This is a genomic window from Streptomyces sp. FXJ1.172 (assembly GCF_001636945.3).
Taxonomy (GTDB): domain Bacteria; phylum Actinomycetota; class Actinomycetes; order Streptomycetales; family Streptomycetaceae; genus Streptomyces.
Map to the genome: position 1 here is coordinate 3,565,018 of NZ_CP119133.2, position 14,216 is coordinate 3,579,233.

General features: G+C 72.3%; 13 protein-coding genes. 6 read left to right on the top strand and 7 right to left on the bottom strand.

Annotation, left to right across the window (positions count from 1 at the left end; genetic code table 11):
• Positions 1-109 precede the first annotated feature (109 nt).
• Together A6P39_RS15690 and A6P39_RS15695 are read left to right on the top strand one after the other, a co-directional pair.
• Positions 110-1,471 carry an FtsW/RodA/SpoVE family cell cycle protein gene (locus A6P39_RS15690; RefSeq protein ID WP_067052268.1) on the top strand — a complete coding sequence of 454 codons (1,362 nt, stop codon included), beginning with the start codon at positions 110-112 and terminating at the stop codon, positions 1,469-1,471.
• 32 nt (positions 1,472-1,503) lie between these two features.
• On the top strand, positions 1,504-2,961 hold the full coding sequence (locus A6P39_RS15695) for a penicillin-binding transpeptidase domain-containing protein (protein WP_275883984.1): 1,458 nt from the start codon (positions 1,504-1,506) through the stop codon (positions 2,959-2,961).
• Positions 2,962-2,967: 6 nt separating this feature from the next.
• On the opposite strand, the gene A6P39_RS15700 is transcribed toward A6P39_RS15695, so the two are convergent.
• Both A6P39_RS15700 and A6P39_RS15705 read right to left on the bottom strand, forming a co-directional pair.
• Positions 2,968-3,816: a hypothetical protein gene (locus tag A6P39_RS15700; protein ID WP_331454205.1), complete on the bottom strand. Its 849-nt coding sequence runs from the start codon at positions 3,814-3,816 to the stop codon at positions 2,968-2,970.
• Between the two features lie 109 nt (positions 3,817-3,925).
• Positions 3,926-5,035, bottom strand: coding sequence for a ferritin-like domain-containing protein (locus tag A6P39_RS15705; RefSeq protein ID WP_067055709.1), 1,110 nt, complete (start codon positions 5,033-5,035; stop codon positions 3,926-3,928).
• Between the two features lie 124 nt (positions 5,036-5,159).
• Between A6P39_RS15705 and A6P39_RS15710 the strand changes: the two genes are divergently transcribed.
• The 4 genes from A6P39_RS15710 to A6P39_RS15725 all read left to right on the top strand — a co-directional run bounded on the left by A6P39_RS15710 (position 5,160) and on the right by A6P39_RS15725 (position 8,337).
• Complete coding sequence (locus tag A6P39_RS15710) at positions 5,160-6,098, top strand: AurF N-oxygenase family protein (RefSeq protein WP_067055707.1); 939 nt, start codon at positions 5,160-5,162, stop codon at positions 6,096-6,098.
• 104 nt (positions 6,099-6,202) lie between these two features.
• The gene (locus A6P39_RS15715; RefSeq protein WP_067055705.1) at positions 6,203-6,859 is read left to right on the top strand and encodes a TetR/AcrR family transcriptional regulator; all 657 of its coding nucleotides are present in this window, start codon (positions 6,203-6,205) and stop codon (positions 6,857-6,859) included.
• Entirely contained in the window at positions 6,846-7,175 is a 330-nt protein-coding gene (locus A6P39_RS15720; RefSeq protein ID WP_199841029.1) for a hypothetical protein, read from the top strand. The genes A6P39_RS15715 and A6P39_RS15720 overlap by 14 nt, the downstream gene beginning before the upstream one ends.
• A gap of 112 nt (positions 7,176-7,287) precedes the next feature.
• The gene (locus A6P39_RS15725; protein WP_067055701.1) at positions 7,288-8,337 is read left to right on the top strand and encodes a C40 family peptidase; all 1,050 of its coding nucleotides are present in this window, start codon (positions 7,288-7,290) and stop codon (positions 8,335-8,337) included.
• Here A6P39_RS15725 and A6P39_RS15730 read toward each other — a convergent pair.
• The 5 genes from A6P39_RS15730 to A6P39_RS15750 are packed head-to-tail and all read right to left on the bottom strand — an operon-like array spanning position 8,310 to position 13,999.
• Positions 8,310-9,563, bottom strand: coding sequence for a styrene monooxygenase/indole monooxygenase family protein (locus A6P39_RS15730; RefSeq protein WP_067055698.1), 1,254 nt, complete (start codon positions 9,561-9,563; stop codon positions 8,310-8,312). The two genes, A6P39_RS15725 and A6P39_RS15730, sit on opposite strands and share 28 nt — an antisense overlap.
• A gap of 24 nt (positions 9,564-9,587) precedes the next feature.
• Complete coding sequence (locus tag A6P39_RS15735; RefSeq protein ID WP_067055695.1) at positions 9,588-10,247, bottom strand: GTP-binding protein; 660 nt, start codon at positions 10,245-10,247, stop codon at positions 9,588-9,590.
• Positions 10,228-10,647: a DUF742 domain-containing protein gene (locus A6P39_RS15740; RefSeq protein WP_067055692.1), complete on the bottom strand. Its 420-nt coding sequence runs from the start codon at positions 10,645-10,647 to the stop codon at positions 10,228-10,230. The genes A6P39_RS15735 and A6P39_RS15740 overlap by 20 nt, the downstream gene beginning before the upstream one ends.
• Positions 10,644-11,141 carry a roadblock/LC7 domain-containing protein gene (locus A6P39_RS15745; RefSeq protein ID WP_067055690.1) on the bottom strand — a complete coding sequence of 166 codons (498 nt, stop codon included), beginning with the start codon at positions 11,139-11,141 and terminating at the stop codon, positions 10,644-10,646. Before A6P39_RS15745 ends, A6P39_RS15740 begins: the two co-directional genes overlap by 4 nt.
• On the bottom strand, positions 11,138-13,999 hold the full coding sequence (locus A6P39_RS15750) for a sensor histidine kinase (RefSeq protein ID WP_331454132.1): 2,862 nt from the start codon (positions 13,997-13,999) through the stop codon (positions 11,138-11,140). Before A6P39_RS15750 ends, A6P39_RS15745 begins: the two co-directional genes overlap by 4 nt.
• Positions 14,000-14,216 lie beyond the last annotated feature (217 nt).

Here is a 14,216-nt window from a genome sequence, read left to right on the forward strand (position 1 = left end):
CGACCGAGGGGCAGTAGCGCTCGGCGCAGCCGCACCTGCGGCACAGCCTCGACCCCGTCCGGGGCGCGCCCACAGCCCACAGGACGACCCATTTGGGTAGGTTCCGGGCATGACCAAGGCCGGAACCACCGTGGCGGCGGCGCAGGCTCCCGCAGCCGTAGTACGCCTCCCCCGGCGCCGTGGCATCGAACTCACCCTGATCGTGCTGGCCGTCCTGCTGTCCGTGTACGGGTACTGCGCGGTGGGGATCGCGCGGACCGGTACCGTCCCGCCCGGCGCCGCCGGTTACGGCGCGGGGCTCGGGGTGCTCGCCCTGTGGGCCCATCTCGCCGTACGCCTGCGGGCGCCGTACGCCGACCCGCTGCTCCTGCCGATCGGGGTGCTGCTCAACGGGCTCGGCCTGGTCCTGATCTACCGGCTGGACCTGGAGACACCGAACAACCGGGCGGCCCCCGCCCAGCTGGTGTGGTCCACGCTCGGGGTCGCGCTGTTCATCGTCGTCGTCCTGCTGCTGCGCGACCACCGGGTGCTCCAGCGGTACGCGTACGTGTGCGTGGCCGCCGCGCTCGTCCTGCTCGCGGTGCCGATCCTCTTCCCGGCCGTCAACGGCGCCCGCATCTGGATCCGGGTCGCCGGGTTCTCCATCCAGCCCGGCGAGTTCGCCAAGGTGCTGCTCGCGGTGTTCTTCGCCGCGTACCTGGCCGCCAACCGCAACGCGCTCGCGTACACGGGCCGCAGGCTGTGGCGGCTGCAGTTCCCGACCTGGCGGGTGCTCGGGCCCATCGTGACGATCTGGCTGCTGAGCGTCGGCGTGCTGGTCCTGGAGCGGGATCTGGGCACCTCGCTGCTGTTCTTCGGGCTGTTCGTGGTGCTGCTGTACGTCGCCACCGGCCGGACGGGGTGGATCCTGGTCGGCCTGTCGCTCGCCGTCCTCGGGGCGGTCGCCGTCGGACGGCTGGAGCCGCATGTGAACCAGCGGATCGAGGACTGGCTGCATCCGTTCGCGACCATCGATGCCGGCCGGGGGCCCAACCAGCTCGCCCAGTCGCTGTTCTCGTTCGCGGCGGGCGGGGTGCTCGGCACCGGGCTCGGGCGCGGGCACTCCGTGCTGATCGGCTTCGCCGTGAAGTCGGACTTCATCCTGGCCACGGCGGGCGAGGAGCTGGGCCTCGCCGGCCTCGCGGCGATCGTCCTGCTGTACGCACTGCTGGTGGAGCGCGGCTACCGGGCGGGCCTCGCCCTGCGCGAGCCGTTCGGCCGGCTCCTCGCCGTCGGGCTCGCCTCGCTCCTGGCGCTGCAGGTGTTCGTGATCGCGGGCGGGGTCACCGGGCTGATCCCGCTGACCGGCATGGCCATGCCGTTCCTCGCCCAGGGCGGCTCCTCCGTGGTCACCAACTGGGCGATCGTGGCGCTGCTGATCCAGGTGAGCGACTCGGCACGCAGCCAGTACGACGGGCGGGAGGCCCCATGAGCGACCACGGCTTTCCCGAGGGCGGGCGGCCCATGGCCCGGTACATCCGGCACGCCTGCGCGTTCTGCGCCCTGCTGCTGGCCGCCCTGCTGGTCAACGCCGCCCGGGTGCAGGTGGTGCAGTCCCGGCTCTACGACGCCAATCCCGCCAACCGCCGCGCCACGATCGCCCGTTACGGCCAGCCGCGCGGCGACATCCTGGTCGGCGACGAGCCGGTCACCGGGTCCACCGACACCGGCGAGCCGCTGCGCTTCGAACGCAGCTACCGCGACGGCCCGTTGTATGCCCCGGTCACCGGCTTCGCCTCGCAGACGTACGGCACCACGTTCCTGGAGCACGCCGGGGACGGGGTGCTCTCCGGCAGCGATCCGATGCTGTCGCCGCTGCCGCTGTGGAACGACGTGACGGGCCGGCTCGCTCCGGGCGGGAACGTCGTGACGACCCTGAACCGCAGCGCGCAGGAGGCGGCGTTCCGGGGGCTGGCCGGACGCAAGGGCGCGGTCGCCGCGATCGAGCCCGCCACCGGCCGCATCCTGGCGCTGGTGTCGAGCCCCTCGTACGACCCCGGGCAGCTGTCCGGCAACGGGGAGGCGGTGTCCTCGGCGTGGGAGCGGCTCAACCACGACCCGGAGAAGCCGATGCTCAACCGGGCGGTGCGGCAGACCTATCCGCCCGGTTCGACGTTCAAGGTGGTCACGGCGGCGGCGGCGCTGGACGCGGGCGTGGTCACGGACCTGGACGAGCCCACCGACTCCCCCGATCCGTACCGGCTGCCGGGCACCACGACCCGGCTGACCAACGAGTCCGACGGCTGCTACGACGCCTCGCTGCGCATGGCCTTCGAGTGGTCCTGCAACACGGTGTTCGCCAAGCTCGGCGTGGACGTCGGGGTGCCGGGCATGGTGGGCATGGCGCAGGCGTTCGGGTTCAACGACACCGGGGTGCGCATCCCCTTCGGCGTCGCGCCCAGCACCTTCGACCCGCGCGTGGACCGGGCGCAGCTGGCGCTGTCGTCGATCGGGCAGTACAACACGCGGGCCACGCCGTTGCAGATGGCGATGGTCGCGGCGGCCGTCGCCAACGGGGGGCTGCTGCGCTCCCCCTACCTGGTGGAGCGGACCACCCGGCACACCGGTGAGACGGTCGCCGGGAGCGGGCTGCATCCGGTGCGGCAGGTGATGAACCCGTCGACCGCCGTGCGGCTGAAGGAGCTGATGGCGGACGTGGTCCGGGAGGGCACCGGCACCCGGGCGGCCATCCCCGGTGCCCTCGTGGGCGGCAAGACCGGCACGGCGCAGCACGGGGTCGGCAACTCCGGTGTGCCGTACGCCTGGTTCGTCTCCTGGGCGCAGGCCGAGAACGCCCTGGAGCCGCAGGTCGCGGTCGCGGTGGTGGTGGAGGACGCCTCGGCGGACCGGGGCGAGATCAGCGGCGGCGGGGACGCGGCCCCGATCGCGCGGGACGTGATGCGGGCGGTGCTGGCCCGGTGAGGCGGGTCAGCCGATCGGCTGGACCGCCTCGGTGCGGATCTGCAGGGTCTGCTTGGCCAGTGCCGCCAGATCGACGTCCGCCGGGTTCTGCGAGGCGAGCGGCGTGTCCAGGAAGCCCACCGCGGCGCCCGTGTTGCCATCGACCCAGGCGCACGTGGGCATGGTGATCTTCGTGCCCATCTGCTCCTGCGTCACCACCTCGCAGGTGACCGTCACCGCCAGGTCGAAGTCCTTGGGGGGTACCGCCAGTCTGGGGCTGGTGCCGCCCTCGGCGGCGCCCTTCATCATGTTCCGGCGGGCCCCGTCGGTGTCCTTGAACCGGCCGTACATGCCCGACACCACCAGGCTGCCCTTGGCCGCGTCGCCGCCCAGGGCGTAGGTGCCGACGACGCCGTGGGTGTCCTTGGCGTTCCAGGCGCCGTCGGCCTCGTTCTCGATCTTCTTGCCCTCGGAGTCGGAGAGGTCCCGGGCGAGCTTGTACTTACCGTCGAGCAGCGTCCCGGGCAGGGTGAGCTTGTTCTTCGCCTCGGGGAAGCCGCTGCCGGCCGCCGCCCCGAGCAGCACGAGCCCCACGACGACCAGCGTGACGACACCGCCCACGATCCCGAGCACCAGCCCGACCCGGCGCTTCTTCGGCGGCATGGCCATGGGCGGCGCGCCCCAGGCCGGGTAGGGCTGCGCCTGCGGGTAGGGATGCGGCGGGTACGGCTGGCCCTGCGGGTACGGCGAGCCGTACGGGCCGGGGGCTCCGTACGGGCCGGGGGCAGCCTGCGCCGGCGGGCCGTAGGGCGACTGCTGGCCATAGGGAGGCTGCTGGCCGTACGGCGGCTGCGGCTGCTGCGGTGGCGGAGGCATGGACACGCCAGCACGCTACTGCACCCGGGGGAACGCCCGGTCACCGCACCGGCCGTACACCGGCCCGGCCACCTCCTCAGTCCTCGGCCCCACCCCTCAGCTCCAGCCCTCAGTCCTCGGCCGCCCCCGCCTCGATGGCCTCCTCCACCTCCGCCACCCGCTCCCGCTCCTCCACCGCGAAGCGTTCCGCGTCCAGCCGCTCGGCCAGTTCCTCGTCCTGGGCCATGAGCAGGTCCAGGCTGGCGTCGCCCAGTTCGAAGACCCCCATGTCCACATAGGCCCGCTGGAGCCGCTCGCCCCACAGGCCGATGTCCTTGACGCAGGGCACGATGCGGCTGAACAGCAGCTTGCGGAACAGCTGGAGGAACGGGGAGCGCTCGCTCAGCTCCTCCGCCTCGGCCCTCGGGATGCCGAAGTTCTCCAGCACCTCCACACCCCGGAGCCGGTCGCGCATCAGATAGCAGCCCTCGATGACGAACTCCTCGCGCTCGCGCAGTTCGGCGTCGGTGAGCTGCTTGTAGTAGTCCCTCAGGGCCAGCCGGCCGAAGGCGACGTGCCGGGCCTCGTCCTGCATGACGTAGGTCAGGATCTGCTTGGGCAGCGGCTTGTCGGTGGTGTCCCGGATCATCCCGAAGGCGGCCAGGGCCAGGCCCTCGATGAGCACCTGCATGCCCAGGTAGGGCATGTCCCAGCGGCTGTCGCGCAGGGTGTCCCCGAGCAGTGACTGCAGATTGTCGTTGATGGGGTAGACGAGGCCGATCTTCTCGTGCAGGAAGCGGCCGTAGATCTCGGCGTGCCGGGCCTCGTCCATGGTCTGGGTCGCGGAGTAGAACTTGGCGTCCAGGTCGGGCACCGACTCCACGATCCGCGCCGCGCAGATCATGGCGCCCTGCTCGCCGTGCAGGAACTGGCTGAACTGCCAGGAGGCGAAGTGCCGGCGCAGCTCGCCCTTGTCCCGCGCGGACATCTTGTCCCAGTACGGCGTCCCGTACAGGGTCATGGACTCCTCGGGCGTGCCGAGCGCGTCGTACGGGTCGACCTCCAGGTCCCAGTCGATGCGCTGCTGCCCGTCCCACTGCTTGTCCTTGCCCTTCTGGTACAGGGCGAGCAGCCGGTCGCGGCCCTCGTCGTACTCCCAGCTGAACCGGGCCGCGCCGCTCGCGGGCACCTGCCAGGGGGAGTCTCCCGGATCGTTCGCGTACAGGTCATGGGTCGGCATACCCCGCAGGCTCACACGTAGACGCGGAGTCAACAAGTCGCGTGCAGGGGATTGACGGGCTTGCTGACAGGCAGTCTCATAAGAGGCACGACGACGTACCCCCCGGTAACGAGGTGAGGGAGCCATGACGACCCTGACGGAAGCGGACGCGCTGGAGGGACTGCGCGACGCGCTCGGCCTGCTCAAGGACCGCGAACAGGTGGCCGAACGGCTCCTCGTCTCCTCCGCCAAGCACTCCTTCGACCCGGACACGGAGCTGGACTGGGACGCGCCCTTCGAGGAGGGCAAGTGGTTCTGGCCGCCGGAGCTGGTGTCGCTGTACGGCACGCCGATGTGGAAGCGGATGAGCGAGGAACAGCGGATCCTGCTCTCCCAGCACGAGGCGGCGGCGCTGGCCTCGCTCGGCATCTGGTTCGAGATCATCCTGATGCAGCTGCTGGTCCGGCACATCTACGACAAGGCGGCGACGAGCGCGCACGTGCGCTACGCGCTCACCGAGATCGAGGACGAGTGCCGGCACTCGAAGATGTTCGCCCGCCTGATCTCGCACGGCGGCACGCCCTGGTACCCGGTCAGCAGGGCCCACCGGAACCTCGGCCGTGTCTTCAAGACCATCTCGACGACCCCCGGTTCCTTCACGGCGACCCTGCTCGGCGAGGAGGTGCTGGACTGGATGCAGCGGCTGACGTTCCCGGACGAGCGGATCCAGCCGCTGATCCGCGGGGTCACGCGCATCCACGTGGTCGAGGAGGCGCGCCACGTCCGGTACGCCCGTGAGGAGCTGCGGCGCCAGATGATGACGGCGCCGAAGTGGTCCCAGGAGTTCACCCGGGTCACGTCGGGCGAGTTCGCCCGCGTCTTCTCGGTCGCCTTCGTCAACCCCGAGGTCTACACGAACGTCGGCCTCGACAAGAGGGAGGCGATGGCCCAGGTGAAGGCGAGCGGCCACCGGCGGGAGGTCATGCAGACGGGAGCGAAGCGGCTGACGGACTTCCTGGACGACATCGGGGTGCTCCGGGGTGCCGGCCGACGCCTGTGGAGGTCCTCGGGCCTTCTGGCCTGAGGGCTGCGCCCCCGCGCGCGGAGGGGCGCGGGGAACCGCGCGAGCGACCCACGGCCACCCGCGGCCGCCGACGCCGCGCACCCCCGGCGATTAGGCTGACGGCCATGACCCCGTCCGCCACCCCCGCCTACCGTCGGCTCAGCGTCGAGGAGCGAAGAAGCCAGCTCCTCGGCGCCGCCCTGAACCTCTTCGCCCACCGCGCGCCCGAGGACGTGTCGCTGGACGACGTGGCAGAGGAGGCCGGAGTCTCGCGCCCCCTGGTGTACCGGTACTTCCCGGGCGGCAAGCAGCAGCTGTACGAGGCCGCGCTGCGGTCGGCCGCCGAAGAGCTGCAGCAGTGCTTCGACGAGCCCCTCGAGGGCCCGCTGCTGCGCCGGCTCTCCCGCGCCCTGGACCGCTATCTGGCCTTCGTCGACGAGCACGACACGGGCTTCAGCGCGCTGCTCCAGGGCGGCAGCGTGGTGGAGACCTCCCGCACCACCGCCACCGTGGACGGGGTGCGCCGGGCCGCCGCCGAGCACATCTACCGCCATCTCGGTGTCACGGGCCCCGGCCCCCGGCTGCGGATGACGGTCCGGACGTGGATCACGGCCGTCGAGGCGGCCTCCCTGATCTGGCTGGACGAGGACAAGCAGCCCCCGGTCGAGGAGCTGCGCGACTGGCTGGTGGAGCAGTTCGTGGCCGTCCTCACGGTCACCGCCGCCCGCGATCCGCAGACGGCCGCCCTCGTCGGCACGCTCGCCGGGGATGGCCGAGACTGAACCCGTGAAGAGCCAGGACACCCCCTTCGAGGGCGGCCCCATGGACGGGCGCGTACTGCCCGTGCTGGTCGGCCCCACCGGGCACCCCCCGAAGACGTACCGCATCCCCGTCCCGGACCCGGACGGCGGCCCGCCCACCGTGCTCGTCTACCGCCGGGTCCCGCACGAACACAGCAAGCGCCTCGGCCTGATCCAGGGCTGGAAGTACACCTACGACCCGGACGACACCTCCGGCGCGCAGTTCAGGTGGCCCTGGTCGAAGCGGGCCGTCCCACGCCGCGGCGAGCCCGGCAAGCCCGGCGACACGGACGGGTGACAGGCTTGGGCCGAACCGCGCACGCCCGGCGCGCGCCCCGCACGGATACATCCGATTATCGCGGTGCGATAGGAGGCGAACCGCCCGCCCTCCCCGCACCCGAGGTGATGTCGTGTCAGGAACGCTTCTGCGCCTGGCCTGTACGGCAGCGGTGGCGGCCCAGGCCGTCCTCGCGCCCGTGCCCGCCGCGGCCGAGCCGGCCCCCCGGCACACCGTCTCCCAGCTGCTGACCGGCCTTCAGCAGCTGTACCGGCAGGCCGAAGCGGCCACCGAGACCTACAACGCCACCGCGGAGAAGCTGGAGCGGCAGCGCGCCGAGGTCACCCGGCTGGAGGCCGAACTGGCCCGCTCCCGCGTCGCCCTCCAGGGCAGCCGGGCCGACGCCGGCCGGCTGGCCCGCGAGCAGTACCGGACCAGCTCCGGCCTCGGCACCTACGTCCGTGTCCTGCTCGCCCCGGACCCGCAGCACGCGCTGGACGAGGGCCACGTCATCGGCGAGCTGGCGCGCGAGCGGGCCCGGACGGTGCACCGGCTGACCGCCGCGGAGCAGCGCAGGGACGCCCTGGCCCGGGCCGCCCGCGCGGCCCTGGACACCCAGCTCACCCTCGCCGGCCGGCAGCAGAAGCAGCGCGACGAGGTCCTGACGAGGCTCGCCGACGTGGACCGGCTGCTGGCCGGCCTCACCCCGGACCAGCTGGCCACGATCGCCGCGCTGGAGCGGCAGGCCGTCACGGCGGCCCAGCAGCGGCTCACCACCGCGGGCGCCCTGCCCACGGCCCGCCCCGCCTCCCCCGCCGGCGACCGCGCGGTCCGCTACGCCATGGAGCAGCTGGGCAAGCCGTACGCGTGGGGCGCGCAGGGCCCCGGCTCCTACGACTGCTCGGGCCTGACCTCCGAGGCCTGGGAGCACGCGGGCACACCCATTCCGCGCACCAGCCAGGAGCAGTGGCGGCGGCTGAGGAAGGTCCCGCTGAACGAACTGCGGCCCGGCGACCTGGTGGTCTACTTCCCCGACGCGACCCACGTGGCGATGTACGTCGGGGACGGCAGGGTCGTCCAGGCACCGAGACCGGGAGAGGACGTCAAGGTCTCGCCCCTGGCGTCCTATCCGGTGCTCGGTGCCGTACGGCCGGATCAGGCCCCGGCGACCGAGGCCAGGTAGGCGCCCGTCTTCTCGGGGTCGTAGAAGAAGTTCTCGAAGTCGGCCGGGTCGTTGAACGCGTTGGCGAAGCGGTCCGCCACCGGCTGCAGCTGGCCGGCCGCGCCGATGAGGTTCAGGATGTGCTCCGGCGGCGGGGCGAGCATCGCGTTCGTCCACTTGGTGACGTGCTGCGCGGTGTTCCAGTAGCGGTCGAACGTCGCCTGCATCCAGGCCTCGTCGAACTCCTTGTCCCCGTGTTCGAGGATCGAGGCGAGGTAGGCGGCGGCGCACTTGGACGCCGAGTTGGAGCCCTGGCCGGTGATCGGGTCGTTGGCGACGACGACGTCCGCGACGCCGAGGACCAGGCCGCCGCCGGGGAGACGGCCGATCGGGTTGCGGACCGTGGGCGCGTAACGGCCCGCCAACGTGCCGCCGGCGTCGGTCAGTTCGACCTTGGTCGCCCGCGCGTACTCCCAGGGCGTGAACTTCTCCATGAGTTCCAGGGTCAGGGAGAGGTGCTCCGCCGGGTCCTTGACGCCGTTGAAGACGTCGAGCGGGCCGCCGGGTATGCCCTCCCAGAACAGGATGTCGGCGCGGCCGGAGGTGGTGAGCGTCGGCATGACGAACAGCTCGCCGACGCCCGGCACCAGGTTGCAGCGCACCGCGTCGAACTCCGGGTGCTCCGGGCGCGGACCGAGCCCGTGGACGTACGCCACCGCGAGGGCGCGCTGCGGCTCGCTGTACGGAGAGCGCGAGGCGTCGCGGCCGAACATCTGGACCAGTTCGCCCTTGCCGGCCGAGACCATGACGAGGTCGTAGGCGCGGGAGAAGTAGTCGAGGTCGCCGACCGCCGCGCCGTGGATGACCAGCTGGCCGCCGCGCTGCGCGAAGGTCTCCATCCAGCCGGCCATCTTCACCCGCTGGTCGACCGACTGCGCGTACCCGTCGAGCCTGCCCACCCAGTCGATCGCCCGCTGGGTGGGGCCCGGGTCGTGCGAGCCGGGGGCCGCGACCGAGACGCCGAGCCCCTCGATCTTCGGGGCCTGGGACTCCCAGAAGTTCAGCTGGAGATCGCGCTCGTGCTGCAGTGCCGTGTCGAACATGCACTGTGTCGACATGACCCGGCCGGTGCGGATCTCGTCCGCGGTCCGGTTCGACATCAAGGTGACCTCGTAGCCGTGCGACTGGAGGCCGAGGGCGAGCTGGAGGCCGGACTGGCCGGCTCCGACGACGAGTATCTTCCGCATGCGGGTGGTGGCTCCTAACAGGGACTACTCGGGGGTTTCGTCCAGCGCGTGGCCGACCAGGGCCAGGAGTGTCTCGATGGCCGAAATTCGACGCCGCGCATCCATGATCATGACAGGGATGCGTGCGGGGATCGTCAGCGCCTCCCGTACGTCCTCCGGCTCGAACACCTCGCTGCCGTCGAAGTGGTTGACGGCGACGACGTAGGGCAGCCCGCAGCTCTCGAAGTAGTCCAGCGCCGGGAAGCAGTCCTTCAGCCGGCGGGTGTCCGCCATGACGACCGCGCCGATCGCGCCACGCACCAGGTCGTCCCACATGAACCAGAACCGCTGCTGGCCCGGCGTGCCGAACAGGTAGAGCACCAGGTCGTCGTCGAGCGTGATGCGGCCGAAGTCCATGGCGACGGTGGTGGTGAGCTTGCCCGGCGTGGCGGTCAGGTCGTCGGTCCCCTCGCTCGCCTCGGTCATCAGCGCCTCCGTCTGCAGGGGCGTGATCTCCGAGACGGAGGTGACCAGCGTGGTCTTGCCGACGCCGAAGCCCCCGGCCACCACGATCTTCGTGGCTATGGGGGCCCGGGCACGGTCCGTCTGCCAGGACTTCAGGTCCTCGTCGGGCTCGGAGAACCCGGCCATGAGGGGAACGCCTGCGACCGCGGAGGCGGCGGCGTCAGAGACGACGGAGTCCACCGAGCACCCTTTCCAGCAGAGCGCGGTCCGGGCGGCCGGTGCCATGACCGGTTCCGGTGCCGTACACACGGATCTTTCCCTGGTCCGCCAGGTCGCTGAGGAGCACGCGGACCACGCCGAGCGGCATCTTCAGCAGCGCGGCGATCTCGGCCACCGTGCGCATACGGCGGCACAGTTCGACTATGGCCCGCATCTCCGGCATGACACGGCCCTGTGCACCGGTGAGGGAGCCGGCCGTCAGTTCCTTGCGCTCCTCGGGGGCTTCGAGCGCCGCCACGAACGTCTCCACGAGGAGGACGTGGCCGAAGCGGGTACGGCCGCCGGTGAGCGAGTAGGGGCGGACGCGGGCGGGCTTGCGGTCGCCGCCGCGCACGGGGAGTTTCCTGGGCGTGCCGCTCATCGGGTGCTCCCCGTCGACTCGGCTTCCAGGGACTTCCGCAGCTCGGTGCGGAGTTCGGGGGTCAGCACATGGCCGGCGCGGCCGACGAACAGGGCCATGTGGTACGCCACCACGCTCATGTCGCACTCGGCGCTGCCGTGCACCCCGAGCAGCGAGCCGTCACTGATGGACATCACGAACAGGCTGCCCTCCTCCATCGCGACCATCGTGTGCTTGACCCCGCCGAAGGCCATCAGCCGGGCGGCGCCGACGGTGAGGCTGCCGATGCCGGAGACGATGGTGGCGAGGTCGGCGGAGGAGCCGCGGGGCCCTTTCGCCGGCCGGTGCTGCCGGGAGCGCCGGGTGTGGCCCGGGTCGGACGAGAGCAGCAGCAGGCCGTCCGAGGAGACCACGGCGACCGACTGGATGCCGGGTACTTCTTCCACCAGGTTGGTCAGCAGCCAGTGCAGATTGCGGGCTTCACTGCTCAGGCCGTAGGTACTGGGCGCGGTCAACTGCTTGCCTCCTCGGCTGTGCCCCCCGTGGATTCTTCGGCGTGTGCGTAGCGGGCCGGCCGCTGGTGGCCGGCGGTCTGTTCCTGGATCTCCGCCTCTACGTCGCGGTAGCCGGCCTGGGCGCCGCTGCGGAACCCGCCGAGCCTCCTGCGGAGGGCCTCGGCGTCGACGGTGCCGGTCCGCCGGCGCGGGGCCTGGGCGGGGGCGGTGATCTTGGGTGTGCGCTTGGGCAGGCCCTTGCTGGTGACCCGCTCCTCCGCCTCGGCCTCGGCGAGGGCCTCGGCGTGGGCCTCCGTGCCGGCCTCCGTGCCGGCTCCGGCGGATTCGTTCCCCTCGGCGGCGTGCCCTGCGTCCGCGGCGCGTCCGGCACCGGCGGCCGCCGGGTCCGTGGGCGCCGCCTGGTCCGCGGGCGCTGCCTGGTCCATGGGCGCTGCCCGGTCCGCCGGTGTGGCCGGTCCGGCAGCGGCCGGGTCCTGGGCCAGGTCCGGGAGCAGCAGCTCCATCGTCGTCTCGGCGTAGGTCTCCGCCGGGGCCTTCGGGCGGGTCTCCGTGTGCTGGGTGGCGGCCGGGGCGGTCTGCTCGTGGACGGCGGGCTCCTCGCTCCCGCCGCCGCCCTCCTTGGCCCGTACCGCCTCCTCCGCCAGGGCGACCAGCGGGTCGGCGGCCTTCGTACGGCCGTGCAGGACGTTGGAGTTGACCTCGGCGTCGGCGCCGGGGAGGGAGAAGGTGCCAGTGCCGCTCATGGACGTGGTCTGCGGGGGCAGGGCGGCCGGCGGGGCCTCGGTGAGGAGGCTGGCGGGCAGGACCACGACCGCCGCGATGCCGCCCTGCTTCTGCTCACGCAGCTGCACGCGCACGCCGTGGCGGTGGGCGAGGCGCGCGACGACGTAGAGGCCGAGGCCGAGGCCGGCGTCGCCCTCGTGGTCGTAGTGCGACTCGGGGTCGAAGTCGGCCAGGCGGGCGTTGAGGTGCCCGAGGCGGTCGGCCGCCATGCCCATGCCCTCGTCCTGGACCGAGAGCATCACTTCGCCGCTCTCCAGCAGCCAGCCGGAGACCTCGACCGGGAGGTCCGGCGGGGAGAACGACGTGGCGTTCTCCATGAGTTCGGCGAGCAGGTGGGAGAGGTCGTCGGCCGCGAAGCCCGCGAGGTGGGCGTGCGGGGGCAGCGCCGCGATACGGACGCGTTCGTAGCGCTCGATCTCGCTGACCGCCGCCCGGACGACGTCGACCAGCGGGACCGGGCCGTGGTGCTGCTGGACGTGCTCGGTGCCGGCGAGGACCAGGAGGTTCTCGCTGTGCCGGCGCATGACCGTGGCGAAGTGGTCCAGCTTGAAGAGCGTGGCGAGACGCTCGGGGTCCTGTTCGCGGTCCTCCAGGCCCTCGATGACGGCGAGCTGGCGCTCGACCAGGCCGAGGGTGCGCAGCGCGAGGTTGACGAACGTGCCGCCGATGCTGGTGCGCAGCCGTGCCAACTGGTCGGCGGACTCGGCGAGTTCGGCGCGCAGCTGCTCGCGGGCGTCGGCCATCTTCTGGCGCTGGCCGACCAGGTGCTTGCGGTCGGTCTCCAGCGTGGCCACGCGCTCGTACAGGGCCGCCGCGTGCGCGTGCAGGGCGTTGACCGAGCGGACGACCTGGGCGAACTCGTCGTTGCGGCCGGTGAAGGCGATCGGTTCCCGGGTGGCCGGTTCCCCGGGCTCCGCGAGGCGCGCCGAGCCGCGGCGCAGCACGGACAGGGGGCGGGTCAGCGTCCGGGCCATGGCCGTCGCGATGCCCACGGCGACCAGCATCAGGGCGCCGAGCACGGCGACACGGATCTCCAGGGCGGTGACGTCGTCGTCCCGGAGTGCGGCGAGCTTCTTGGCCCGGTGGTCGTAGAGGGCCGATTCCGCGCCGCGCATCAGGTCGACCCGGGCGGACAGGGCCGCGTCCAGCTTCTTGGTGCTGGTGGCCGTCTCGCGGCCGGTGAGGCCGGGCTGGGCGGTGAGCGTGGCCAGGTACTGCTCCGCCGAGTTGACGTCCGGGCCCGTGACCGTCGTGTCGTAGGACTCGACGACGTCCTGGGGGGCGGTCTCGCGGAACTCGGCGAGGGCCGCGTCGGCGCGCAGCCGGGCCTGCTGGGCGGCGGCGGACAGGGCGTCACGCTGCTTGATGTCGGCCGCCGAGGCGGTGGAGGTCGTGAGGGGCAGGCCGGTGACCGGATTGATCACCGTACGGGTGACGGAGGGCACGTTCAGCGCGGCCAGCAGCAGACCGCGGGCGGCGGCGGACTGCTGCACGGCGGTGTCCAGTTCGGCGAGCGCGTGGGCACCGGAGCCGGCCCGTGCGGGCGACTGCTCGGCCAGCTGCTCGGTGAGCCGGTGCAGTGCGGTGATCGTCGCCGAGTAGGCCTGGTGGGCCTGGAGGGCCGTGGTCTTGCCGGTGAGCGCGTCATGGCGGACGGCGTCGATGCCGTCGAGGGCACCGCGCAGGCTCGCCGGGGTGCCGGACTCGGCGCGCAGGTCCTCGACCTCACGGTCGACGCGGGCGCTGCGGTCCTCGGAGGGGGCCTTCGACTTGGGGCGCCCGGCCGCGATGTAGGAGGTGACCTCGTCGCGCTCGTCGGCGAGGGAGTTCGCGAGGGCGAGCGCGTCCTCGGTGCGGGTGGCCAGCGTCACCAGGTCCTGTGAGTCGCTGACCTGCTGGGAGGCGCTGAGCAGGGAAGGCGTCCCGGCGCCCGCGATCGCGGCGGCCACCACGGCGACGGCGACGATGAGCCGACTGCGCACATGAGTGGGGCGGCCTGTGCCGACGGGGGTCTGCTGGGCGGTCCCCGTGGGGTCCGTCTGCCTGCCTGTGCGCCGAGGCCGCTTTTTCTGCACCGGTGCTCGCATTCCTGAACTCGTCTACCCAGGGGCCCGGGTGGCGCCCCATCAGCTCGGTGCCACGTGGTGCGTACACCCGGTTCGTACGGTTCCCGACCCTCCCAGTGCCGGTGGGCGGTGGTCGCGCATCACCTGACCCGCCACCCGAAGGAGTGAACATCGGAGGGGAGTTGGCGGGCAAGTTCCCATGGCGCGTGCACTGCCCCCGCGGGGC